At 62.6% G+C, this 23802-nt stretch carries 14 protein-coding genes and 1 rRNA gene; 12 read left to right on the plus strand and 3 right to left on the minus strand.

What is annotated here, in order from left to right; genetic code table 11:
- Both M5G11_RS00005 and M5G11_RS00010 read left to right on the plus strand, forming a co-directional pair.
- The coding region (locus tag M5G11_RS00005; protein WP_273925225.1) for an immunoglobulin-like domain-containing protein at positions 1-6903 on the plus strand (6903 nt) is incomplete at its 5' end.
- A gap of 108 nt (positions 6904-7011) precedes the next feature.
- Positions 7012-7353, plus strand: a complete 342-nt coding sequence (locus M5G11_RS00010; protein WP_273913802.1) for a tryptophan synthase subunit beta — start codon at positions 7012-7014, stop codon at positions 7351-7353.
- Positions 7354-7483: 130 nt separating this feature from the next.
- Here M5G11_RS00010 and lapD read toward each other — a convergent pair whose 3' ends face one another.
- Together lapD and lapG are read right to left on the minus strand one after the other, a co-directional pair.
- Positions 7484-9430, minus strand: coding sequence for a cyclic di-GMP receptor LapD (gene lapD / locus M5G11_RS00015; protein ID WP_273913801.1), 1947 nt, complete (start codon positions 9428-9430; stop codon positions 7484-7486).
- A gap of 9 nt (positions 9431-9439) precedes the next feature.
- Positions 9440-10102 carry a cysteine protease LapG gene (lapG, locus tag M5G11_RS00020; protein WP_420793870.1) on the minus strand — a complete coding sequence of 221 codons (663 nt, stop codon included), beginning with the start codon at positions 10100-10102 and terminating at the stop codon, positions 9440-9442.
- A 339-nt stretch (positions 10103-10441) separates the two neighbouring features.
- Between lapG and M5G11_RS00025 the strand changes: the two genes are divergently transcribed.
- The 10 genes from M5G11_RS00025 to M5G11_RS00070 all read left to right on the plus strand — a co-directional run bounded on the left by M5G11_RS00025 (position 10442) and on the right by M5G11_RS00070 (position 23543).
- Positions 10442-11134: a GntR family transcriptional regulator gene (locus M5G11_RS00025; protein ID WP_273913799.1), complete on the plus strand. Its 693-nt coding sequence runs from the start codon at positions 10442-10444 to the stop codon at positions 11132-11134.
- A 76-nt stretch (positions 11135-11210) separates the two neighbouring features.
- A complete protein-coding gene (locus tag M5G11_RS00030; protein WP_273913798.1) occupies positions 11211-11762 on the plus strand; it encodes a thioesterase in 552 nt (183 codons plus the stop codon).
- A 608-nt stretch (positions 11763-12370) separates the two neighbouring features.
- On the plus strand, positions 12371-13144 hold the full coding sequence (locus M5G11_RS00035) for a DUF3050 domain-containing protein (RefSeq protein ID WP_273913797.1): 774 nt from the start codon (positions 12371-12373) through the stop codon (positions 13142-13144).
- The gene (locus tag M5G11_RS00040; RefSeq protein WP_273913796.1) at positions 13141-14085 is read left to right on the plus strand and encodes a diiron oxygenase; all 945 of its coding nucleotides are present in this window, start codon (positions 13141-13143) and stop codon (positions 14083-14085) included. Before M5G11_RS00035 ends, M5G11_RS00040 begins: the two co-directional genes overlap by 4 nt.
- Positions 14082-17522, plus strand: coding sequence for an amino acid adenylation domain-containing protein (locus tag M5G11_RS00045; RefSeq protein ID WP_273913795.1), 3441 nt, complete (start codon positions 14082-14084; stop codon positions 17520-17522). Before M5G11_RS00040 ends, M5G11_RS00045 begins: the two co-directional genes overlap by 4 nt.
- A 34-nt stretch (positions 17523-17556) precedes the next feature.
- Complete coding sequence (locus M5G11_RS00050) at positions 17557-18024, plus strand: SRPBCC family protein (RefSeq protein WP_273913794.1); 468 nt, start codon at positions 17557-17559, stop codon at positions 18022-18024.
- Positions 18025-18243: 219 nt separating this feature from the next.
- Positions 18244-18741 carry a sigma-70 family RNA polymerase sigma factor gene (locus tag M5G11_RS00055; RefSeq protein WP_273913793.1) on the plus strand — a complete coding sequence of 166 codons (498 nt, stop codon included), beginning with the start codon at positions 18244-18246 and terminating at the stop codon, positions 18739-18741.
- A complete protein-coding gene (locus M5G11_RS00060) occupies positions 18731-19687 on the plus strand; it encodes a FecR domain-containing protein (protein ID WP_273913792.1) in 957 nt (318 codons plus the stop codon). Before M5G11_RS00055 ends, M5G11_RS00060 begins: the two co-directional genes overlap by 11 nt.
- A gap of 166 nt (positions 19688-19853) precedes the next feature.
- Positions 19854-22283: a TonB-dependent siderophore receptor gene (locus M5G11_RS00065; protein ID WP_273913804.1), complete on the plus strand. Its 2430-nt coding sequence runs from the start codon at positions 19854-19856 to the stop codon at positions 22281-22283.
- Positions 22284-22367: 84 nt separating this feature from the next.
- Positions 22368-23543 (plus strand): PepSY-associated TM helix domain-containing protein, encoded by a 1176-nt coding sequence (locus M5G11_RS00070; protein ID WP_273913791.1) that lies wholly within the window; start codon positions 22368-22370, stop codon positions 23541-23543.
- A 62-nt stretch (positions 23544-23605) separates the two neighbouring features.
- On the opposite strand, the gene rrf is transcribed toward M5G11_RS00070, so the two are convergent.
- A 5S ribosomal RNA gene (rrf, locus tag M5G11_RS00075) occupies positions 23606-23721 on the minus strand.
- Positions 23722-23802: the final 81 nt, after the last annotated feature.

Raw genomic sequence — 23802 nt, forward strand, 5'->3', positions numbered from 1 at the left:
AGCATCAGCGTCAACGCACCAGGTGACGACGTCTATCTGGATGCCGGCAACGTCAGCGTGAAGATCGACACCGCCACCGGTGGCGATTTCGAGAAACTGAATGTTAACGGTGACGCGGCGGTGACTGCGGTCACTGACACCATCAATACCTCGACTGTCACGCTGGTCGCGAGCCCGAGCGTGGTTGAAGGCGGCTTCGTCACCTACACCGCTTCGGTTTCAGCACCAGTCACCGGCTCGCCGGTCACTGTGACCTTGGCCAACGGCCAAACCATCGTTATCCCGGTTGGAGCGAGCTCCCATTCCGTTGACTTCAAGGCGCCAGACAACGCCCTGAACACCAACGTCGACTTGACCAATAGCATCACCAAGGTTGAAGGCGGCAATTACGAGAATCTGGAGCACTCGACCGATTCCGTCACGACTACCGTGACTGACGATCCTTCGAACCCAACGGCAACCGGACTCTCGCTGACTGCCACTGGCTCGGTCGCCGAAGGCGGCCAGATTGTTTACACCGCCACCCTGACCAACGCTGCTGGCAGCCCGGTAACCGTGACCCTATCCAATGGACAGGTCATCACTATCGCCGCAGGCCAGACCAGCAACAGCATCAGCGTCAACGCACCAGGTGACGACGTCTACCTGGATGCCGGCAACGTCAGCGTGAAGATCGACACCGCTACCGGTGGCGATTTCGAGAAACTGAATGTTAACGGTGACGCGGCGGTGACTGCGGTCACTGACACCATCAATACCTCGACTGTCACACTGGTTGCGAGCCCGAGCGTGGTTGAAGGAGGCTTCGTTACCTACACCGCTTCGGTTTCGGCACCAGTCACCGGCTCGCCGGTCACTGTGACCTTGGCCAACGGCCAAACCATCGTTATCCCGGTTGGCGCAAGCTCCAATTCCGTTGACTTCAAGGCCCCAGACAACGCCCTGAACACCAACGTCGACCTGACCAACAGCATCACCAAGGTTGAAGGCGGTAATTACGAGAAGCTGGAGCACTCGACCGATTCCGTCACGACTACCGTGACTGACGATCCTTCGAACCCAACGGCAACCGGACTCTCGCTGACCGCGACCGGCTCGGTCGCTGAAGGCGGCCAGATCGTCTACACCGCCACTCTGACCAACGCTGCTGGCAGCCCAGTGACCGTGACCCTGTCCAATGGACAGGTCATCACCATCGCCGCTGGCCAAACCAGCAACAGCATCAGCGTCAACGCACCAGGCGACGACGTCTACCTGGACGCCGGCAACATCAGCGTGAAGATCGATACCGCCACCGGTGGTGATTTCGAGAAACTCAACGTCAACGGCACCCCTGCCGTGACCGCAGTCACCGATACCATCAACGACACTTCGCTGACCCTGACCGCGACCCCAAGCGCGGTGGAAGGCGGTGTGATCACCTACACCGCCTCCGTTGGCGCGCCGGTTACCGGCAGCCCGGTGGTGGTCACCCTGGCCAACGGCCAGACCATCACCATCAAGGTCGGCGACAGCTCGGGTTCGGTGCCATTCACCGTCCCGAACGACGTGTACCAGGGCCACCTGCCGGTCACCACCAGCATCACCAGCGCCACCGGCGGCAACTATGAAAACCTGGTAGCGAACCAGACGCAGGTGAGCACCAGCATCACCGACAAGGCCGACACCACCACCGTCAGCCTGACGGCAACACCGTCGGTCAACGAGGGCGGCCAGATCACCTACACCGCCACCCTGACCAACCCGGCCGGCAGCGCGGTCACCGTGACCCTGGACAACGGCAAGACCATCATCATCGCCGCCGGTCAAACCTCGAACTTCATCAACGTTGCGGCGCCAGCCGATGACGTCTACCTCGACGCCGGCAATGTCAGCGCGAAGATCGACAACGCCACCGGTGGCAACTTCGAAAACCTGGCGGTCAACGGAACGCCAGCGGTCACACACGTGGCCGATACCGTCAACAACACCTCGGTGACCCTGACGGCGACCCCAAGTGCCGTGGAAGGTGGCGTGATCACCTACACCGCGACCGTCGGTGCGCCGGTTACCGGCAGCCCGGTGGTAGTGACCCTGGCCAACGGCCAGACCATCACCATCAAGGTCGGCGACAGCTCGGGCTCGGTGCCGTACACCGTGTCCAACGACGTGTACAGCGGCCATGCCGCGGTCACCACCAGCATCACCAGCGCCACCGGCGGCAACTACGAAAACCTGGTGGCGAACCAGACGCAGGTGAGCACTACAGTCACCGACAAGGTCGACACCACCACGGTCAGCCTGATCGCCAGCAACATCGCGGCAGAAGGCAGCCAGATCACCTACATCGCCACCCTGACCAACCCGGCAGGCTCACCGGTCACCGTGACCCTGTCCAACGGCCAGACCATCACCATCGCGGCCGGCCAGACCTCGAACAGCCTCAGCGTCAACGCGCCATCGGATGACGTCTACCTGGACGCCAGCACGGTCAGCGTGAAGATCACCAACGCCACCGGTGGCAACTTCGAAAGCCTGGCGGTCAACGACACCCCTGTCGTGACCCTCATCACCGATACCGTCAACGACACGGCCGTAACCCTGACGGCGACCCCAAGTGCGGTAGAAGGCGGCGTGATCACCTACACCGCGACCGTCGGTGCGCCGGTCACCGGTAGCCCGGTGGTGGTGAGCCTGGCCAACGGCCAGACCATCACCATCAAGGTCGGCGACAGCTCGGGCTCGGTGCCGTACACCGTGTCCAACGACGTGTACACCGGCCATGCCGCGGTCACCACCAACATCGCCAGCGTCAGCGGTGGCAACTACGAAAACCTGGTGCCGAACCTGACGCCGGTGAGCACCAGCGTCACCGACAAGGCCGACACCACCACCGTCAGCCTGAGCGCTACCAACTCGGTGGCCGAGGGTGGCCAGATCATCTACACCGCTACCCTGACCAACCCGGCCGGCAGCGCGGTGACCGTGACCCTGGACAACGGCAAGACCATCATCATCGCCGCCGGCCAGACCTCGAACTTCATCAGCGTTGCGGCGCCAGCAGATGACGTGTACCTGGACGCTGGTGATGTCAGCGCGAAGATCACCAACGCCACCGGTGGCAACTTCGAGAACCTGGCGTTCAACAACACCCCAGCCGTGACCCAGGTTACCGACACCCTCAACAACACCACCGTCAGCATCACCGGCACCCCGTCGGTTGCCGAGGGCGGCACAGCCACCTACACCCTGACCCTGAGCAACACCGCCAATGCGGATGTCACGGTCAGGCTGAGCTACACCGGCACTGCTAGCAATGGCAGCGACTACACCGGCTTGGCCACGGTAGTGATCAAGGCCGGCAGCAACAAGGTCGACTTCAGCATCCCGACCACCAAGGACAGCGTCACCGAAGGCACCGAGCAGTTCACAGTCAAGGTCGACTCTGCCAGCGGCGGCAACTTCGAGGGACTGGTGGTCAGCGGTTCGGCCGGTAGCGTCACCACGCAGATCTTCGAGCCGGCACCGATCCTGGACCTGGACGCCAACAACTCCAGCGGCAAGACCGGCGCCGACTACCAGACCACCTTCACCGAGAACCAGCCAGGCTCGGGCGTGTCGATCGGCGACATCGATGTGTCGATCACCGATATCGACAGCACCAACCTGACCGGTGCGACCATCACCCTGACCAATGTCCAGCCAGGCGACCTGCTGAGCCCGGGCACCAGCGTCGGCGGCATCACCGTCACCCCGACTACCGTCAACGGCAAGTTGGTGCTGACCCTGACCGGCAACGCGACGCTGGCCGACTACATCCAGCAGATCAAGAACATCACCTTCAGCAACAACAGTGAAGACCCGAGCACCACGCCGCGGGTCATCACCGTGACGGTGACCGATGGGGTCAACACCTCCAACACCGCGACCACCACGGTCAACGTGGTGGCGGTCAACGATGCGCCGGTAACTACCGGTGGCGCCGCGACCGGCACCGAAGACACCGACCTGGTGCTGAGCTGGGGCGACTTCCGCATCAGCGACGTGGACACCCCGGCGACCAACCTGGGCCTGACCATCACCAAGCTGCCGGTCGATGGCACCCTGCAGTACAAGGATGGCGCGACCTGGAAGACCCTCACCGCAGCCGATGCCGGCAAGGTGTTCAGCAAGGCCGATATCGATGCCGGCAACCTCAAGTTCGTGCCCAAGACCAACGAGTCGGGCAGCGATGCCTTCGGCGGCACCAAGGTGGGCAACAAGGGTGTCGACTACGCACAGATCAACTACAAGCCAACCGACGGCCAGTTGCAGGGCAACGAAGCCACGCTGAAGGTCGACATCACCCCGGTGGCCGACAAGCCGAACCTGAACATCGGCAGCAATGCCGTGAACTCGACCGGCCTGATCAAGGAAACCTGGACCGGCCTCAGCGGCCTGGGCAACAACGGCAACGGCGCCGATGCGAAGACCCTGAAAACCGTTATCGATGGCGCTGGCACGCCGAACTCCAGTGGCGTGGCCACGGATGTGTCGTCTTCCAACGTCACCGCCGGCATTGCCTCGAAGACTTCGGGCCTGATGTACATGGAAGCCGGCAAGACCTACAAGTTCACCGGTGTCGGCGACGACAGCCTGCTGGTCAACGTGGGTGGCAAGGACGTGGCCAGCACCACCTGGGGTGTCGGGGGTGCGCTCAACGGCACCTTCGTGCCGACCAAGAGCGGCTACTACACCATCGATATCTACCACTACAACCAGGCCGGCCCGGGCAGCTACGACGTCAACCTGTCGGTGAACGGCGGCGCGACTGTCGACCTGAGCAATAGCGGTGTTCCCCTGTATACCGGGGTAGCCGACCTGACCAACGCCGGCGTGACGCTGTCCGAGCTGCATGGCAGCAACGGCGATGGCTACTACGACGGCTACAAGCTCAACGAAGGCGCGGAAAACGGCAGCGTCAAGCTGGTCGGCATCAGCACCTCGCTGAACGACACCGACCTGTCGGAAACCCTGAGCATCAAGCTGGGCGGTATCCCGAGTGGTTCGGTGATCAGTGACAACGCCGGCCACAGCTTCACCGTGGGCACTGCCGCGGTGGACGTGACGGGCTGGAACCTGAACAACCTGAGCATCAAGCCACCGGCGTACTACAAGGGCACCTTCAATGTCTCGGTGACCTCGACGGCCACCGAGACTGCCAACAACAGCCAGGCCTCGGCCCCAGAGACCATCAAGGTCACCGTGTACGGCGACACCTACGCCCCGATCAATGCCACGGCCGACAGTGACATCTGGACCGGCACCGACGGCAACGACATCATCGTGGCCGACGTCACCGGCCTGCACGTGGTGCAGGGCCAGAGCTACAACCTGGCGTTCATCGTCGACACCTCGGGCAGTATGGGCGACGCCGTGACCACCGCGCAGCAATCGCTGCAATCGGTGTTCACCACCCTGGCCAACAGCGTCAAGGGTGTGCAATCGGGTGTCTTGAACATCCTGCTGGTGGACTTCGCGACCCAGGTCAAGACCACTGTCTCGGTGAACATGGCCGACAGCGATGCCCTGCAGACCCTGAAGAACGCACTCAACGCCATGACCTCCACCGGCGGTACCAACTACGAGGACGCCTTCAAGACCACGGCCAACTGGTTCCAGGCGCTCAAGGATGCCGGCAGCACCGGCAGCAACCAGACGTTCTTCATTACCGACGGCCAACCGACCTATCACCAGGGCAGCGAACAGACTGACCCGACGCTGGCCTACTCCAACGTCACGCTGGACGGTTTCCTGAGCTCGATCAACTACAAGATCGGCGACACCGTCACGCGTTACTCGCTGGACACCTACAACCGTGTGAGCATCGACTCCAGCGGCAAACTGACGGCACAGTACAACTACGGCAACGGCTGGAAAACCGCGACCTCCGGCACCATTCATGCTCAGGGCAACGGCACCTTCGAGCTGTCCAACCTCAACGGTGAAGGCAACTACACGACCCAGGAAACCTGGGACAACTCGCTCAGCAGCTTCAAGATCCTCAGCGGGCTGTCGTCGGTCGAGGCCATCGGCCTGAACAGCGGGGTCAAGCTGGAAGACCTCAAGCCGTTCGACACCGACAAGACGCCACAGGCCAACATCGACCCGAGCAAGCTGGCCGATGCGATCCTGGGCCACACCGAAGCCACGCAGCCGGGCAATGACACGGTCACAGGCGGCGACGGTCACGACATCGTCTTCGGCGACCTGATCAGCTTCGATTCGATTGCCGGCAACGGTGTCGAGGCGATGCAGGCCTACGTGGCACAGCAAACCAAGCTGGACCTGGGCGCGGTCGACGGCCGTGTGCTGCACCAGTACATCACCGAGCACGTCAGCGAGTTCGATGTGTCGCGCGCCAACGACGGCAACGACACCCTGCTCGGCGGTGACGGCAACGACATCCTGTTCGGCCAGGGCGGCGACGACCTGCTCGATGGCGGTCGCGGCAATGACATCCTGATCGGTGGCGCAGGCAAGGACACGCTGCTCGGCGGTGAAGGCAACGACATCCTGATGGGCGGCAAGGGCGATGACATCCTCACCGGTGGCAGCGGCGCCGACACCTTCGTGTGGAAGGCCGGTGACAGCGGCAAGGACGTGATCAAGGACTTCAACCCGACTGCTGGCGACCGCCTGGACCTGAGCGACCTGTTGCAGGGCGAGAAGGCCAGCACCATCGACAACTTCCTGAAGATCACCACGGTCAATGGCGAGTCGACCTTGCAGGTCAGCTCCGAGGGCAAGCTCAACGCGTCCGGCGGCATAACCAACGCCGACGTAACGATCAAGCTGGAAGGGGTGAACTGGGCCAATACCACGATCAACTCGCTGGTAACCGGTGCCGACCCGACCATCAAGATCGACCATTCCAACAGTTGACCCGGCAACAGTGACAACGGGCATACTCGCGCGCCAGGCATACAGCCTGGCGCGCTTGGCCTATGCTGCTGACTGCACCGATGGACAGAAACTCACGAGGGATACCCCATGTACTACGTGCAACGCGATGCCGATCAACGGTTGATACGGGTAGAACCTGCGCCTTTTGCCGGGTATTCCGAGACGTTGCTGGCCGACAGTGTCGAGATCGAGGACTGGTTTGCCGACAATGCGGTGGAGAACAGCCTCAAGGTGCTCAAGCAGAGCGACCTGGACATGATCCGGGTACTGGAGGACTTGATCGAGGTGCTGACCACCAAGGGGGTGATCAGCATCACCGACTTGCCGGCGGGCGCGCAGGCCAAGCTGCTCAACCGTAGCTCGGCGCGGGTGGCGTTGGGTGGGTTGAGCAATTTGATCGATGACAGTGAGGAAGGTGGGTTGATCTAGCGATCAGGCCAGGCCTGGCGACCTCTGTGGGAGCTGGCCTTGCCAGCGATCGACCGGAACGGTCGTGTTGTTGCGGGCCAATCGCCGGCAACGCCGGCTCCCACAGAGATCGTGACAAGTCCTAGTCAGCTCACTGCCAAGGCGCCGGCTCACCTACCAGTTGCCCCTGCACCCCGAGAATGCCCATCTCGCGCAACACCTTCAGCTCCCCTTGCGTCTCGACCCGCTCGGCAATCAGCGGCAGGTCGATACTGTGCGCCGCACCCTGGATCGCTTCGATGAACAGCCGCTTGTGCTGCTCCTCGTCGATCGCGCGAATGTAGCTGCCATCAATCTTCAGGTAGGCCAGGCCCAGGTGCGCCAGGTTGCCAATCATGCTGAAACGCCCGCCAAAACGCTGCAGGCTCAGGCTGAAGCCAAGGCTGTGCAAACGCCGGGTCAAGGCTTCCAGCACGGACTGCTCGGGCAATTGCTCCTCGCCGATTTCCAGGGTCAAGCGTGGCCCGAGCGCCGAGTGCTGCCCCAACAACTCATACACCCGGAGCAACGCCTGCGGTTCCGCCAGGGTTGCTGCCGACAGGTTTAGTGCCAATGCCTGGTCATGGCTGCGCATCTGCTTGAGTACCTGCTCAAGCATCAGCAGATCAAGCCGCGTCGACCAGCCAAAGCGCTCCAGCCACGGCAGGAAACGCCCGGCCGCAATGGTGTGGCCATGGCTGTCAAGCAACCGCGACAACACCTTGTAGTGCAGCACCTGGCTCACATCAGCGCAGGCCACCACCGGCTGGAAGAACAGCTGGAACCGCCCTTGAGTCAACGCCTCGTCAAGCAGGGTGTGCCAGGCATGATGGGTATCCCCGGCCTGAGGCGCGGTGCCCTGCTCCAGGCAAACCCAACCCGGCTCCACCTGGCCCTCTGCCCGCGCCAGCGCTTCATCGGCCAGCTTGAGCAGCGCCTGCGGCGAATCCCCCGGGCTGAACGGCGCCAGGCCGATACAGGCCACCGGCGTCACGTCCGATGCGCCAGTGGCATGCAGGCTCTGCAAGGTCACTTCGAGCGCCTGGGCCAGCTGGATCGCCTCTTCATGCACCAACCCCGGCGCCAGCACGGCAAACTCGCCGCCACGGCTGCGGGTGACCAGGTTGTTGGTCTCCGGGTAATGCGCACAGGTGCGCTTGAGTTGTTCTCCCACCGCCTGCAGCAGCTGGTCGGTGCGCTGACCACCCAGGCGCTGGTTGAGCCCGGCCAGGTCCTTGACCCGCAACAACAGCAGATAACCGGGGCGTGCTTCATCCAGGTTGCTCACCCGCGTGGTCAGCTGCATCTCGAAATAACGCCGGTTGGCCAGGCCCGTCAGGCTGTCCTGGTACGACTCGACCCGCAGCTTCTCGCTGCGATCAGCCTGTTCCTTGAACAGGGCCTTGAGCTTCTCGACCATCTGGTTCATCGCCTGCACCACGCGACGCAACTCGGGCGTACTGGGCAGGTCCGGCAGGCTCAGGAATTCGCGGCGGGCAATCGCGTGGGACTGCGCCACCATGTAGTCCAGCGGCTTGAGCTGGCGACGCAGTAGCAAGGCCCCCAGCACCGCGCTCAAGGCGCCGCACAGCAGCAGCCAGCCCAGGCTGCCCAGGGCGCTCTGCCACAGCTTGGCGAGGGCGAACATCGGGTGGCTGACCACCTCGACCCGCGCCGCCTGCTGCCAGCCACGGCTGACGATCGCGTCACCGCCGGCAGCTTCCAGGCCGATCAGCTTGACGAACCAGGCCGGCACTCCGCTCGCATCCGGCTCGGCATGGCGCTCCACCAGCATGGCGTTGGTTTGCAGGTCGACCACGCGAATGCTCGCGTAGTAGCCACTGTCGAAGATCGAGCTGACCAGCAGCTCGACCATCGCCGGGTCATCGATATTCGGGGTCAGCGACAGTGCCAGCGCAGTGGCCGCATCCTGGGCGTGCGAGCGCAGCTGGTTGACGTACTGGCTGCGCGAACTTTCCAGGCTGACCATGAAGCTGCCGCTGAAGGCGACCACCAGGAACAGGCAGATGGCGAGTAGCAATTGTTTGAATAATGACATCTGGGCTCCTCAGTAAGCCGGCTCGGCAGGGAATCCTTCGGCCTGCATCTTCTTCAATAGATCCTGCCAGCGCGACAGGCGTTTCGTGTCGCCGACCTTTTTGTTGCCTTTGGCACCGGTCAGCCACAAACCTTCACCATTGAAGGAATACACCGGCAACAGGTCGGTACGTTGGCTGGCAGGCTGGATCGCGTCGATCAGGCTGTCGAGCACCAGGGGCATGGCCTCGGGGGTGGCGTAGTAGGTCAGCACCATGTGCGCGCGGTTCTGGCGCAATGCCTTGACGTAGGTGATGCGCAGCTTGTCGGCGGGCATGCCGAGGCGGCGCAGGCTGAAGTACTTGGCGATGGCGTAGTCCTCGCAGTCACCGGCGCCCTTGATCAGGGACTGGATCGGTGTCGCCCAATAGTCGACCTCATGCCACAGGTCGATGTCCTCTTCATAGTGCAACTGGCGGTTGAAGAACTGGTTGACCACCTGCAGGCGCTCGGCATCGCTGAGCTGCTTCTGCGTCGCCAACAGTTGCTGCCAGGCATCGATACGCTGCTGCCCGGCCCCCAACGGCCCATAGAGCGCCTGGGCCTTGCGGCTGATCTGGGAGAAATCCCAGTCCGCGTGCAAGCTGCCCAGCAAAAAGCAGCCAAGCAGCAAAGCCAGCCCTACCCGGCGCATGGTCAGATGAACAGCCCAACGTATCGCCAAGGCGAACTATCCGCGATAGGTTCAAAAAACGATGGTGCCGCCTGGGCCGGGAAAACACAATGACATCAAGCAATCACTTCGACATCATCCAGCCCCAGGGCATTCTTTCCCTCGCCAAGGCAAAGGTCCAAGCGCTTCCCTTGGACGGCGACTTCATTCACGATAGCCCCTCGGTTCGCGGCGAAGCATTGATTCGCCCGGCGGGGGCTCCCCCAGCTCGATTGTCGGGCCGGTTTGACAAGGACCACTTCCATCACTAGTTTTATTGGATCCAATTCCAATACACACCGAGAGCAGGACAGAGTCAGCGTGGCCGAAAAAACCAAACTCCTGAGCAGCATTCTGGGTGGCGAGCAAGTTCCGCCCCACCTCGCGCGCAGCGTGATTGAAGAGCGGCTGCGCAGCGCCATTCTCGACGGTCGCCTGGCGCCCGGGGTCGCGTTGCGCCAGCAAGAGCTGGCGACGTTGTTCGGGGTCAGCCGCATGCCGGTGCGTGAAGCACTGCGCCAGCTCGAAGCGCAATCACTGCTGGAGGTGGTGGCGCACAAGGGTGCCGTGGTTGCACCGCTGATCGGTGAAGACGCGGTCGATACCTACGCGTTACGGGTGATCCTCGAAACCGAGGCGCTGCGCCAATCCGTACCGCTGCTGACCCACGATGACATCGCCCTGGCCCGCAGCTATATCGCCCAGCTGGAAAACGAAACCCGGCATGCCGAGATTGGCCGCTTGAACCGTTTGTTCCACATGTCGCTGTACGCCAAGGCCACCAATCGCAAGCTGTTGCGCCTGATCGAGATCGAACTCAACGAGGAGGAACGCTTCCTGCGCTTCCACTTGTCGACGATGGGCCTCGGCAAGCTGACCCAGGACGATCACAACGCCCTGGTGGACGCCGCCAGCGACAAGCTGCTCGAGCAAGCCGTGGCCGTGCTGGAGCGGCACCTGAACAATGCCAAGCACACCATCAGCAATTACCTGAAACAACAATCCAACGCTTGATTTCGGCCTGAGCCACTCACGAGGTGGCGACGGCCCGCAAGGCACACTCGAAACCAAGCGAGTGTAAGGAAAGGCCGTGTACGCGCAAAAACTCCCACGCCCGGTCGGCTCTGAAGGCCACCTGGCGGGCAAGATCCGACTGATCTGCTTCGCCAGCACCCCCGGCGACCAGGTGCAGTTTCGCCGCTGGGCGACACAACTGGACGACCATATCGAACTGCTGGCCGTGGATACCCCGGTGTCCGCCCTGATGACGCAGGCCGAAGCCTTGCAGGCGCTGATCGAGCGCCTGTCGATCTACCTCAACGTCCCCCATGCGCTGTTCGCCCAAGGCGCCAGCGGCCCGGTGGCCTATCAGGTCGCGCGAGCTGCAGAACGGCGCTTCCCCGGGCAAACCCAACATCTATTTGTTTCCAATTGTAATGCCCCTGCCCCTTCCGACGCGCCCCTCAACGTTGCGCTTACCGCCCTTTATCCAGCCGGTGCCTTGCCCGAGTTTCGCTGCTGGCGTGACTTCAGCCACCGCGAACTCGAGCTGATTGAAGTACCAGAGCCACTGCCAGGCGACCCGCATGGGCAGCGTCTGGTGCAGATCATCAACACCCATCTTGGCCTGTTGAGCCTGTAAGCTCCCGCCCCCCGCAGTGCTTCCCTCGCCCGCACGCTGTCATCGGCCTTCATTCGGCCATGGCAGTGCTGGCATTTTCAGCACACTCTAACGTTTGTCACGACCGCTGATCGCCGTACAGCAGGCCCGGTCGTGCGCCTCTCGTCGACCAGAAAAAGGAGTGTCCAGCCCGGGCAAGGGCCGACGCCGATCAGCTGCCCCTCACAGTTCGCCTGACCTTCCACCAGCCTGACCAGTGCTCCGAGTGAGGCATTCACTCTTACCAACTTTATTTTGGCCACATATAGCCGAAAGGAGCACTCACGCACAAACAAAACAAAGTTAATTGTTTTGTTCGGGCAACTATAAAGCCAATAAACGACGTCGAAAAGTATATTAAAAAGTTGCTTGCGCAAACATATAAAGTTGCTCTAACTTTTTAATGGCCAGCCACCAGGCCCCGCTAATCAAGGCCTCCAGCGAACAACCCGTGTTTCGCTGTTCGGCAGCAGTGCACGCTTACTTGTTATCGACTTTCCGTTCGAGGCCCTGGCACGCCCGGAAAAGTTAATAGCCCAGCGCGCCTTAATACTCGACGTTTTATTGATCAGCCCGAACAGGAGTTCCGCATGTATACCCTCAAACAACAACTTAACCAGAAAAAAGCCGACATGGCCGAACACCCGATCTTTGCCGAGATCGATTCGCTGCCCGTCCTGCGTCGCTTCATGGAGACCCACGTGTTCGCCGTATGGGACTTCATGTCGCTGACCAAGCGCCTGCAGCAGGAGCTCACCTGCATCCAGCTCCCCTGGCTGCCGCCACTCGACCCGAAGGCCGCACGCCTGATCAACGAAATTGTGCTGGGTGAGGAGTCGGATGATCGCCTCGACCACGGCCATTACAGCCACTACGAGTTGTACCTGGACGCCATGCACGAAGTCGGCGCGGACACCGCCACCATCGAACACTTCGTGGCTTTGCAGCGTGACGGCGTCGGCTACCTCAGCGCCCTGCAGCGCGCCGGCGCCAACGAGGCGGCTCGCCTGTTTGTCGGCCAGACCCTCGACACCGCGCTGAACGCTCCCGCCCATGTGGTGGCCGCTGCCTTCCTGCACGGTCGCGAAAGCGTTATCCCACGGATGTTCCAGCGCCTGCTGGATGACTGGGGCATCACCGGTGAGCAGGCGCCAACGTTCCGCTATTACCTGGAGCGGCATATCGAAGTCGACTCCGAAGACCACGGCCCGGCCGCCGAGCAGTTGCTCGAGCGCCTGGTCAATGGCGATGAACAACGCGAGCATGAGGTCTACGAGGCGGCCATCGCCGCCGTGGAAAGCCGCATCGCCTTCTGGGACAACCTGCGTGCCACCCTGCGCGTCGAGGCCGAGGCACGCGTATGAACGCCCTCGACTATCAGTCCTTTGCCGACCTCTGGGAGGACCGGGCAACCATCCGTACCCGCCCTCGGCGCCACGTGGAAAACGATGAGCGGCTGATCTACCCGCTCAGTCGCCAGCCGCTGGTACTCAGCGCGATCTTCCAGCAGCACTGCCCGCACCTGCGCGACTTTGCCCTGGTGCAGAGCCTCTACAAGTTCATCAACGATGTGGTGATCTTCGAGACCGAAATCGTCGACCGCACCGCGCGCAGCATCGCCAAGGACCGCTTCGCGATCCGCTTTCCGTTCGCCTGCCGCTACGACGCGATGACCGTGGTGGTGGACGAGGATTACCACGCGCTGGTGGCCATGGACTTCATGCAGCAAACCATCGCCCTGACCGGTATCGAGCCCATTGCCTTGCCGCTGGAGATCGAGCTGAGCCGGGCGATCCCGGCGGCCATCGCGCAGGTGCCGGAGCATCTGCGCGATGCGGTGGAGCTGGTCTGCGTGGGCATTGCGGAAAACACCCTGACCAACGATGTCGCCGCCTTCTCCCGGGATGACAGCGTGAAGCAGTCGATCAAGGGGCTGATGGCCGATCACCTGCTCGACGAAGGCCGTCACTCGACCTTCTGGGCGCGTCTGGTGCGCATGTATTGGCAAGGCGCAAGCGAGCAGGACCGTGAATGCATCGCCCAGGTGCTGCCGGTGTTCATCGGGCAGTACCTGACCAACGACATCCAGAAAGCCTTCGACTTCGAACTGATCGCGCACCTCGATGTGGCCGAAGCGGTGCGCCAAGCACTGCGCGACGAAGTGCTGGGCATGGCCTTCCCGATCAATCGGCAGCACCCGCTGCTGGGCAACATCCTGCGCTTCCTGCGCAGCAACTCGATGCTCGACAGCCCGTGCGTGCAACAGGCGCTGGCCGACTACCTGCCGCCAAGGAGCACATCATGAAACGACTCGACATTGTGCTGGTCGGCACCAGCCCAGCCCTGGCCGCCTTGAGCCAGGCACTGGCGCCGCATGGGCACGCGTTGCAGCAGGTCAGATCGCTTGGCGAACTGCCGCACGCTGCCGTGAACACGCCTCGTTTGGTGATCGACGATGGCAGCCTCGACCTGCACCTGGCCGGTTGTGCTTACCTCAGCCTGCGCATCGGCAGCAGCCCGGCAGCCGAAGGGCAACTGCCTGCCATGGAACTGCTGTGCTGGACCGGCAGTGCCACCGCGCAGCGCCTGATCGAGCGCCAGCCCTTGCCCGCTGAACCGTCAGGCAACGGCCAGGCCTTGCGCCTGCGGGGCATCGAAGCGTTGCAGGAATTGGTGGCGGTGCAGGTCAGCCGTTGCTCGCGCAACCCTGAATACCTGCACCAGGCGCCTGCCGTCGGGCCGATGCAGGAAGCGCACGAGCACGGCCTGCAGTTGCTGGAACAGCTGGCCTTTGCCCACCCGTTCAATTGCACCACAGCGCCTGCACTGTTGCTGGCAAGCCAGACCCCGGTGATCGAACACCTTGAGCAAAGCCTGAGCAGATTTGCTCATTTGCCCGCGCTGAACATCGATGGCCAACGCATCAGTTATGCCCGCTTGCACGGCCAGGCCCTGGCGATCCAGCAGCAGTTGCTGCAGTTGCTGCCCGCTGCTGTGCCGGGTCAGGCGCCACCTGTGGTTGCCCTGTGCTTGCCCAAATCGGTGGCGCTGTATACCAGCCTGCTCGCGGTGCTCGGCTGTGGCGCCGTGTACCTTCCGCTGGACCCGGCCCACCCGGCCGAGCGGCTGGGTTTCATCCTCGACAACGCCAAGGTCGCCGTGCTGCTGCATGACGGGCAATTCAGCGGTGGCGCGCGGGACCTGCCACGCATGGATCTCAGTCAATTGCCGGAGCCCATGGCGCCGCCACTTGCCGGGCTGATGCGCCAGCGACCGCGTATCGACGACCCCTGTGTGGCGATCTACACCTCCGGCACCACCGGCCAGCCCAAGGGCGTGTTGCTCAGCCAGGGCAACCTCAGCCATTTCCAGGCGTGGTATGCCGGGCATGTCGGGCTGAATACGCAGAGCCGCGTATTGCAGTTCTCGACGATCAATTTCGACGCCTCGTTGCTGGATATCCTGCCGACCTGGATCTGCGGTGGCGAGCTGGTCATCCCCAGTGAAGATCAGCGCCGCGACCCGCAGCAACTGTTGGCGTTGATGGTGCGTGAAGAAGTCAGCCACGCATTCCTGCCACCAGCGTTGCTGAGCATTCTCGCGCTGGAAGACGGCACCAGCCTGCGCCACCTGATCACCGGGGGTGACGTCTGCGAGCCCGAGGTGATCGAACGCCTCGCCAATGGCTGCCAGTTGCACAACATCTATGGCCCGACCGAAACCACGGTGCTGGCGACTACCCGGGTGTTCAACCGGGGTGATCAAGCGCGCAACCTTGGGCGGCCGCTGCCCAACACGCAGGTGTTGATCCTCGACGATGACCTGCAACCTGTGCCCGAACGCACGCCCGGAGAGCTGTACATCGCCGGGCCGGGTGTTGGCCTGGGGTATCTGCACAATGCGCCACTGACCAACGAACGCTTTGTCGGCCTGACGCTGCCGGAGGGCCAGCGCCTACGCCTGTACCGCACCGGCGACATCGCCCAGTGGGCCGCAGACGGCATCGAGATCTGCGGACGGCGGGACAATCAGGTGAAGATCCGTGGCTTCAGGGTCGAGCCCGAAGAGATCGAGCATTGCCTGCGGGCCAGTCGCCTGTTTGCCCAGGTCGCGGTGGTGATCGATGAACAACGGCGGGTGCTGGCGTTCCTCGCGCAGCCGCGCCAGGCCAACGCCGAGGCGGCCTTGCGGGCACACGCCGAACAGCAGTTGCCAGACTACATGCGCCCGCTGCTGTATCAGGTGCTGGCACACATGCCCTACACCGCGAACGGCAAGGTCGACCGCCGGGCACTCCTGCAACTGCCGCTGAACCTTGCCTCGCAACTGCCGCGCAAGTCACCGGCCAGTGCCATTGAACAGCAGCTGTTGAGCCTATGGAGCGAGCTGCTGGAACTGCCGCAGGCAGATATTTCTACCGACGACAGTTTCTTCAATCTCGGCGGGCATTCGATCCTGCTGTCGCGATTGTTGCTGGGCATTCGCGAACAGTTCGGACGGGGCATTTCGATCAACCGCTTTATCGAGACGCCGACCCTGCAACGCCTGGGGCTGCTGCTCAGTGGCGAGGCAACAGGCGCGGGCGCGGTGCATCCACAGGCCCTGCTCGATGCCAATCGTCCGCTGGACCTGCAACCACTGCCGCTCAGCCGGCTGGGTGATCCGCACAAGGTCATCGTCACCGGTGCCAACAGCTTTCTCGGCGTGCACATCGTCGAGGCACTGCTCGACTGGGGTGCCAGTGAAGTCGCCTGCCTGGTGCGCAGTAGCGCGGGGTATAGCGCTGCCGAACGCTTCGCCCAGGCCGTGGCCGACAACCAGTTGCACGGCCTGGACATGCGCCGGGTGCGGGTGTTCGACGCCGACCTGCGCCAGCCGCGGCTGGGCTTGAGCGAGGCCGAGTATGACGACCTCGACCAGCGTTACGGCGCGCTGGTGCACAACGCGGCGCAGGTCAACCATGTGCTCGACTACCCGGCCCTGGCGGCCGACAACGTCGAGCCGCTGTTCGCCTGCCTGCGCCTGTGCGAAGGGCGCAGCAAAAAGCTGTTCAACTTCGTCTCGACGCTCTCGGCGTGCAGTGCGCTGGCCAGCGACGGTCGGGTACTGGAGCAGCCTGCGGCGCAGACCCCGCCCATCTACATTCGCAATGGCTACAACCTGAGCAAGTGGGTGGGTGAGCGGGTCCTGCAGCGTGCCCGCGAAATGGGCGTGTGGGTGAATCTGTTCCGCCCGGGGAACATCACCTTCGACAGCCGCAATGGTGTGTGCCAGCCACATAAAAACCGCCTGATGCTGATGCTCAAGGGCTCGCTGCAACTGGGCCAGGTGCCGGCGCTGGAACTGGATTTCGACCTGATGCCGGTGGACTTCCTGGCGCGCTTCATCGCCTTCCACAGCAGCCGCTATCAGCCTGACGCCGCGGTGTTCCACCTGCACAACCCCGAACCCTTGCGCTGGACCCAGTTCGTCGAGGCCTTTCGCGACAGCGGCCGCTCGTTCGAGCTGGTCGGCATCAAGCAATGGCAGCGCCAACTGCAACGCGTCGACCGCGACAACGCGTTGTTTGACGTGCTGGGTTTCTACCTCGACGGCTTCGAAGAGGACATCGGCGATATCGCCGCCATCGAGCACGGCAATGCCCGCGAGGGCGTGCGGCGCATGGGCACCCATTACCCGGCCAAGAGCCCGGCGCTGCTTGCCCGCGGCCTTCGGCATCTGCAAGCCATCGAGTTCATCTGAACGCTTCACTCAACCCACGCAGGAGCAATACAGCATGCAAGCACTTCAACCCGATACCCTGATTCGCAACCCGCAGGGCTGCCATGTGGTCGCCAGTGTCGAGATCCCGGCCCCGGCGGCTGGCGTCTGGAACATCGTCGGCAATTTTGCCGGCTTCCCAGTGTTCATCCCGGCGCTCGCGCATATCGACATGACCGGCAGCGGCGTGCGCTCGGTGCGCAAGAAGCTGTTCAAGGATGGCAACGTGGTGATCGAGCAGCTCAACAGCCGTGACGACCAGGCCATGTACATGACCTGGAGCCTGATCTACACCAGCCTGAACATCGGCAACCTGTGGGCGGCGATGCAGGTGGAGCCGCTGGGCGAAGGGCGCAGCCGCGCAACCTGGACCATCCAGGCTGAACCGCATGAAGGCGGCGCAGAGGCGCTGCCGGGGTTCCAGGCGTTTTTGCAGGGGTTCGCCGATGAGGCGATGAACAATGTGAGGAACCTGCTGAGCTGATGATGGTGTAGCCGCTGCCGATAGGCTGCGCTGGAGTCCGTCAGGGCTCCCAAGGCGCCCCCAAAGGCAGCGCCTGCGTTGCAGGCGAGCGCAGCCTGGCGGCAGCGGCTACAAATCCACGCGTGGCGCCACTCGGCAGATCAATGGTTGCAAAATGTTCAGGCCTTCACAGACAATGAGACTAATTATCATTCATGACCTGGGCAGCAGCGCACCTTCATGTCCCCTCACGACTCCGTGCACACGCTTTATCGGCACCACCACAGCTGGTTGAACACCTGGCTGCGCTGTCGCCTGGGTAATGCCGCCGATGCGGCGGACCTCGCCCAGGACACCTTCGTGCGCCTGCTGCAACGTCGCGAACAGCTTGAGCTCAGCGCCCCCCGCGCCTTCCTGCGCACCATAGCCCGTGGCCTGGTGATCGATCACTGGCGTCGCGAAGAATTGCACCGGGCCTACCTCGAGGCCCTGGCCCACCTGCCTGAAGCCGCAGCACCGTCGCCGGAAACCCGCGAACTGCTGCTCGAACTGCTCGAGCGCATTGCCCGCCTGCTCGACGGCCTCAAGCCCAAGGTCCGCCAGGCCTTCCTGCTCGCACAATGTGAAGGCTTGAGCCACAAGCAGATTGCCGAGCAGATGGGCATCTCCCTGCGCTCGGTCGAACGCCATGTCGCCGATGCCCTCTACCACTGCTACCTGCTGCGCTATGAGCCCTAGCCCGCGCGTGGTCAAGCAGGCCATCCAGTGGATGCTGCGCCTGCGCGAAAATGGCACCAGCCCGGCCCTGCATGCGCAGTGCGAACAGTGGCGCGCTGCCGATCAGCAGCACGAACTGGCCTGGCAACGCCTGCACACCCTGCAGCAGGAACTGAACCTGCGCGCGGTGCCCGGCGCCGGTGTCGCCTTGCACACCCTGGAGGCCAGCAGCCAACGCCTGCATCGCCGCCAGGCCCTGAAGCTGTTGGGCGGCGTGGCCCTGGTCAGCTCCGCAGGCTGGTTGGCGAAGGACCTGCAACTACTCGACAGCTGGACCTCGGACTACGCCACCGCCACCGGCGAGCGGCGCAGCATCCGCCTGCCGGACGGCTCGTTGTTGCAGCTCAACACCCACAGCGCTGCCGACCTTGCCTTTGATGCCAAGCAGCGGCTGGTGCACCTCAAGCATGGCGAGCTGATGCTGACCTGCGCCGCCGACAGCCAAGGACGCCCGTTGCTGATACGCACGCGGGACACGCTGGTGGAAGGGTTTGACGGGCGATTTGTCGTGCGTCAGCACGACAACTGCACCCAGGTCAGCGTCAGCCAGGGCAGCGTGGCCATCCACACCGCCCCAGGGGTTGCGTTGCGCTGGCTACGGGCCGGGGAAGCGGTGCAAATAGACCAACGCGGCATTACCCCGATTGCTCAACCGAACATGGACGCTGGGGCCTGGGCCGAAGGCTTGATCGTCACCCGCAACATGCGCCTGGCGGACTTCCTGGCCGAAGTCGGGCGCTATCGCCATGGCTATGTCAGCTATGCCGGCGACATCGCCGACCTGCGGCTTTCCGGCGTCTACCGTCTGGAAGACACCGACAAGCTGCTGCAACTGCTGCCGCAGACCTTGCCGGTGCGCGTCAGCTATCGCACCCGCTGGTGGGTACGACTTGAGCGCATGAGCTGAAATTATTTTGACGGGTTTATCCAGCGAGTCCGGCTAGGACAGTAAGCGACTCCTTCTGCCCTTACCGACTCAACGGATGTTCTCCATGCGCGATGCATTGCCCTTGCTGCAGCTCCACAAGAATAAAGATTGTCATGCCGTCGTCGATTCGGTTTCTCGCCTGAGTCTGGCCAACGCAGTGCGCGCCGCAGTACTGGGTGGTGCACTGGCACTGGGCTGCGCCCCGATGATCGCCCTCGCCGCACCCGCCGGCAGTGCCAGCCAGCACTACAACATCCCGGCCGGCTCACTGAACGATGTGCTCAACCAGTTCGCCCGCCAGGCCGGCATCACGCTGTCGACCACCCCGCAAATGACCCAGGGCGTGCAATCCCCCGGCCTGCAAGGCAGCTACAGCACTGACCAGGCCCTGCGCCAACTGCTCAATGGCAGCGGCCTGGAGGCGGTCAGCCAGGATGGCAGCAGCTATGTGCTCAAGGTACTGCCACAGGATGCTGCGCTGTCGCTGCCGAGCACCGATGTGCGCGACTTTGCCCTGGGCAACGCCTTGGGCAGCATGGAAGGCTACAACGCCACCCACAGCCAGGTGGCGACCAAGACCAGTACGGCGCTGGTCGAGACCTCGCAGTCGGTGTCCGTGGTCACCCGCCAGCAGATCGACGACCAGGGCTCGCAGACCGTTGCGCAAGCCTTGCGCTACACCCCGGGGGTGCTGACCAACCCCTATGGCGCCACCCACCGCTACGACTACGTCGCGATGCGCGGCTTCAACGATGGATCGGTAGACAACATCTACCTGGACGGCTTGAAGTCCATGGGCGACAACGGCACCTACAGCTCCATGCAGGTGGACCCCTACTTCCTGGAGCGTATCGACATTCTCAAGGGCCCGTCCTCGGTGCTCTACGGGCGCAGTTCACCGGGTGGCCTGGTTGCACTGACCACCAAGAAGCCGCTGTTCGACCCCTACCACCAGGTCCAGGCCACTGTCGGCACCCAGGGCCAGCGCGGCGTGGGTTTCGATTTCAGCGGGCCGCTGGATGACGACAAACGTATCGCCTACCGCCTGACCGGCCTGGCAGACCAGTCCGATACCCAGTTCGATCACAACGAAGAAAAGCGCTACACCCTTGCCCCGGCAGTCAGCATCGACTTCAACGAAAACACCTCGCTGACCCTGCAGGCCTACCTGCAGAATGACCCGGACGGTGGCTACCACGGTGGCCTGCCGGCCGATGGCGCACTGCATCAACGCAATGGCCTGCGCTTCTCCGATCACTTCTTCGAAGGTGATACCGACATCGACCAATACAAGCGCAAGCAGCAGTCCTTCAGCTATCAGTTCGAACACCGCTTCAACGATGTCTTCACCGCACGGCAGAACTTCCGCTACCAGGATTCGAAAGTGACCATGGACCAAGCCTACGCCGCAGGCTGGACCAGCGACCCGACCAGCAACGAGCTTTTGCGGGCCTACACCGGCGGTGATGAGCGGCTGCACTCGTTCATTGTCGACAACATGCTCCAGGCTGAGTTTTTCACCGGGTCAGCCAAACACACCCTGTTGATGGGCGCTGACTACCAGCGGCGTAAAGCCTCGGTCGACTGGCGCTATGGCAAGGTCGACAGCATCAATGCCGACAACCCGCAGTACGGCAACGCCAACCTGCGCGATGTCGGCGAGGGCTACTACCTGCGCCGCCTGCAACAGACCGGCGTGTATGTTCAGGACCTGATCGAGCTGGACAAGTGGCGCTTGTCCCTGGGCATTCGCCAGGACTGGGTGAAGACCTCCGATGAAAGCCGCGATATCGCCGGTAGCCGCGTCACTGACGAGCGAACCAAGCTGACAGGTCGCGCAGGCGTGCTGTACCTGTTCGACAACGGTATTGCGCCGTACATCAGCTACTCGGAGTCGTTCAACCCCAATGGCGTGTCTGACCAGGATCGCAAGCCGTTGGCACCGACCGAGGGCACGCAGTGGGAGGCCGGGGTCAAGTATCAGCCGCCGGGGACTGACAACCTGTTTACCGCATCGGTGTTCCGTATCGACCAGGAGAACCTGGCGTCCAAGATGCCCCAGGAAGACTTCTACCGGGCCGTTGGTGCCGTGCGTTCGCAAGGCGTAGAGCTGGAAGCCCACGTGCAGGTCACGGACAACCTGAAGGTGGTCGGTGGCTACACCTTCACCGATATCGAGTACTCCAAATCGATGCCGAGCTTCCTCAGCACACCGGGCACGATCATCGAAAACAAGGGCAACTCGCCAACCCAGGCACCCAAGCAGATGTACTCGCTGTGGGCTGACTACGACTTCCGCCAGGGCATCCTCGACGGCCTGCGCGTCGGCGGTGGCGCACGTTATGTGGGCTACAGCTGGGTCGACGCGGAGAACACCATGAAGGTGCCCGCCTACACCATCGTTGATGCGTCGGTCGGTTACGACCTCGGCAAAGTCGGGCTCAAGGGCGTGGATGTCCGTCTCAACGCCAACAACCTGACCAACGAAAGCTATATCGCCTCCTGTGCCAGCCTTGGCTACTGCTATATGGGCGAAGAGCGAAATGTCAGTGCAACGGTCAGCTATCAATTCTGACCCCTCCCCGTGAATGGCAAAGCCAGCGCCTGAGTTCAGGTGCTGGCTTTGTCGCATCTGGCGACCTGATCTGGAATTCCGTTCATGCGAGCTCTCTACGTACTGCTGCACCGCTACATCGGTCTGGTGACCGCGATGTTCCTGGCCCTTGCGGGACTTACTGGCAGCATCCTGGCCTTCCACCATGAAATTGATGAATGGCTGAACCCGTCTTTCTACGAAGCCTCCGCTGAAGGTGTGCGTCAGCCACCTGGCAACCTTGTGGATAAGTTGCAAGTGCAGTACCCACGGCTGCAGGTCTGGTACATGGAGTACCCGAACGAGCCGGCGCACTCTGCGCTGCTGGCGATGGTGCCGCGCAACGATCCCGCCACCGGTGAAGCCTATGCCGAGAAGAACACGGTGTTCTATCTCGATCCGGTCACTGGGCAGACCCTGGGCCAGCGCTACTGGGGCGAGTGCTGTTTCTCCCGCGAGAACTTCATGCCGTTCATTCTTGAGTTGCACTACAGCCTGACCTTGCCGGGGAACTGGGGGCTGCTGCTGATGGGCGTGGTGGCGATTCTCTGGGTGGTGGACTGCATTATCTCGGTGCTGCTCACCCTGCCCCGCGGCAAACCGTTCTGGCGCAAGTGGAGCACGGCCTGGAAGATCAAGGGCGGGCATGCCTATCGACTCAACATGGATATCCACAGGGCCAGCGGGCTGTGGCTGTGGCTTCTGTTATTGCCGGTCGCCATCAGCAGCGTGGCGATGAACTTGCCGGCCCAGGTGTTCAAGCCGGCCGTGTCGCTGTTCTCCCCCGTGCAACCCAGCGTCTATGAGGCCCGTGGCAGCCTGCCCAAGGAAGCGCTGGGGCAAACCCTGCTGACGTATCAACAGGCCTATGAGCTGGCCAAGGAGGAAGGCAGGCGACTAGGGCTGACAGCGGCGATCGGTGAGCTCTATTACAGCTTTGAGTACAACTTCTACGGGGCGGGGTTCGGGCAACACGACACGGATGCCCACGGGAAGTCCTGGTTGTTCTTCCACGGTACGGATGGGCATCTGCTAGGCAAGGAGATTGCCGGAGAAGGGACGTTGGGAGAGCAGTTCTACCGGCTTCAGCTACCGATACACGGAGGCAGGATCATCGGTGTGACGGGCCAGGTGTTGATTGCGGTGTTAGGCGTTGTGATTGCCGTGCTGTCGGTGACAGGGGTCTACATCTGGTGGCGCAAGCTGCTGGCGCGACGTAGCAGCAAAGCCCGCAAGGCCTGAGTTAGAGACCCAGAAAAGACAAAACCCCTGTCTGCAAGGCAGACAGGGGTTTTGGAATTGAATCTTGACGATGACCTACTCTCACATGGGGAAACCCCACACTACCATCGGCGATGCATCGTTTCACTGCTGAGTTCGGGATGGGATCAGGTGGTTCCAATGCTCTATGGTCGTCAAGAAATTCTGTGTGCTGGTCCGTCGTCAAGCGACGTACCTGCGAATTCTTGATGCTTCTACATAAAGACAAAACCCCAACTGC

Origin of the sequence: Pseudomonas fontis (genome assembly GCF_028656955.1) — a bacterium.
GTDB lineage: Bacteria > Pseudomonadota > Gammaproteobacteria > Pseudomonadales > Pseudomonadaceae > Aquipseudomonas > Aquipseudomonas fontis.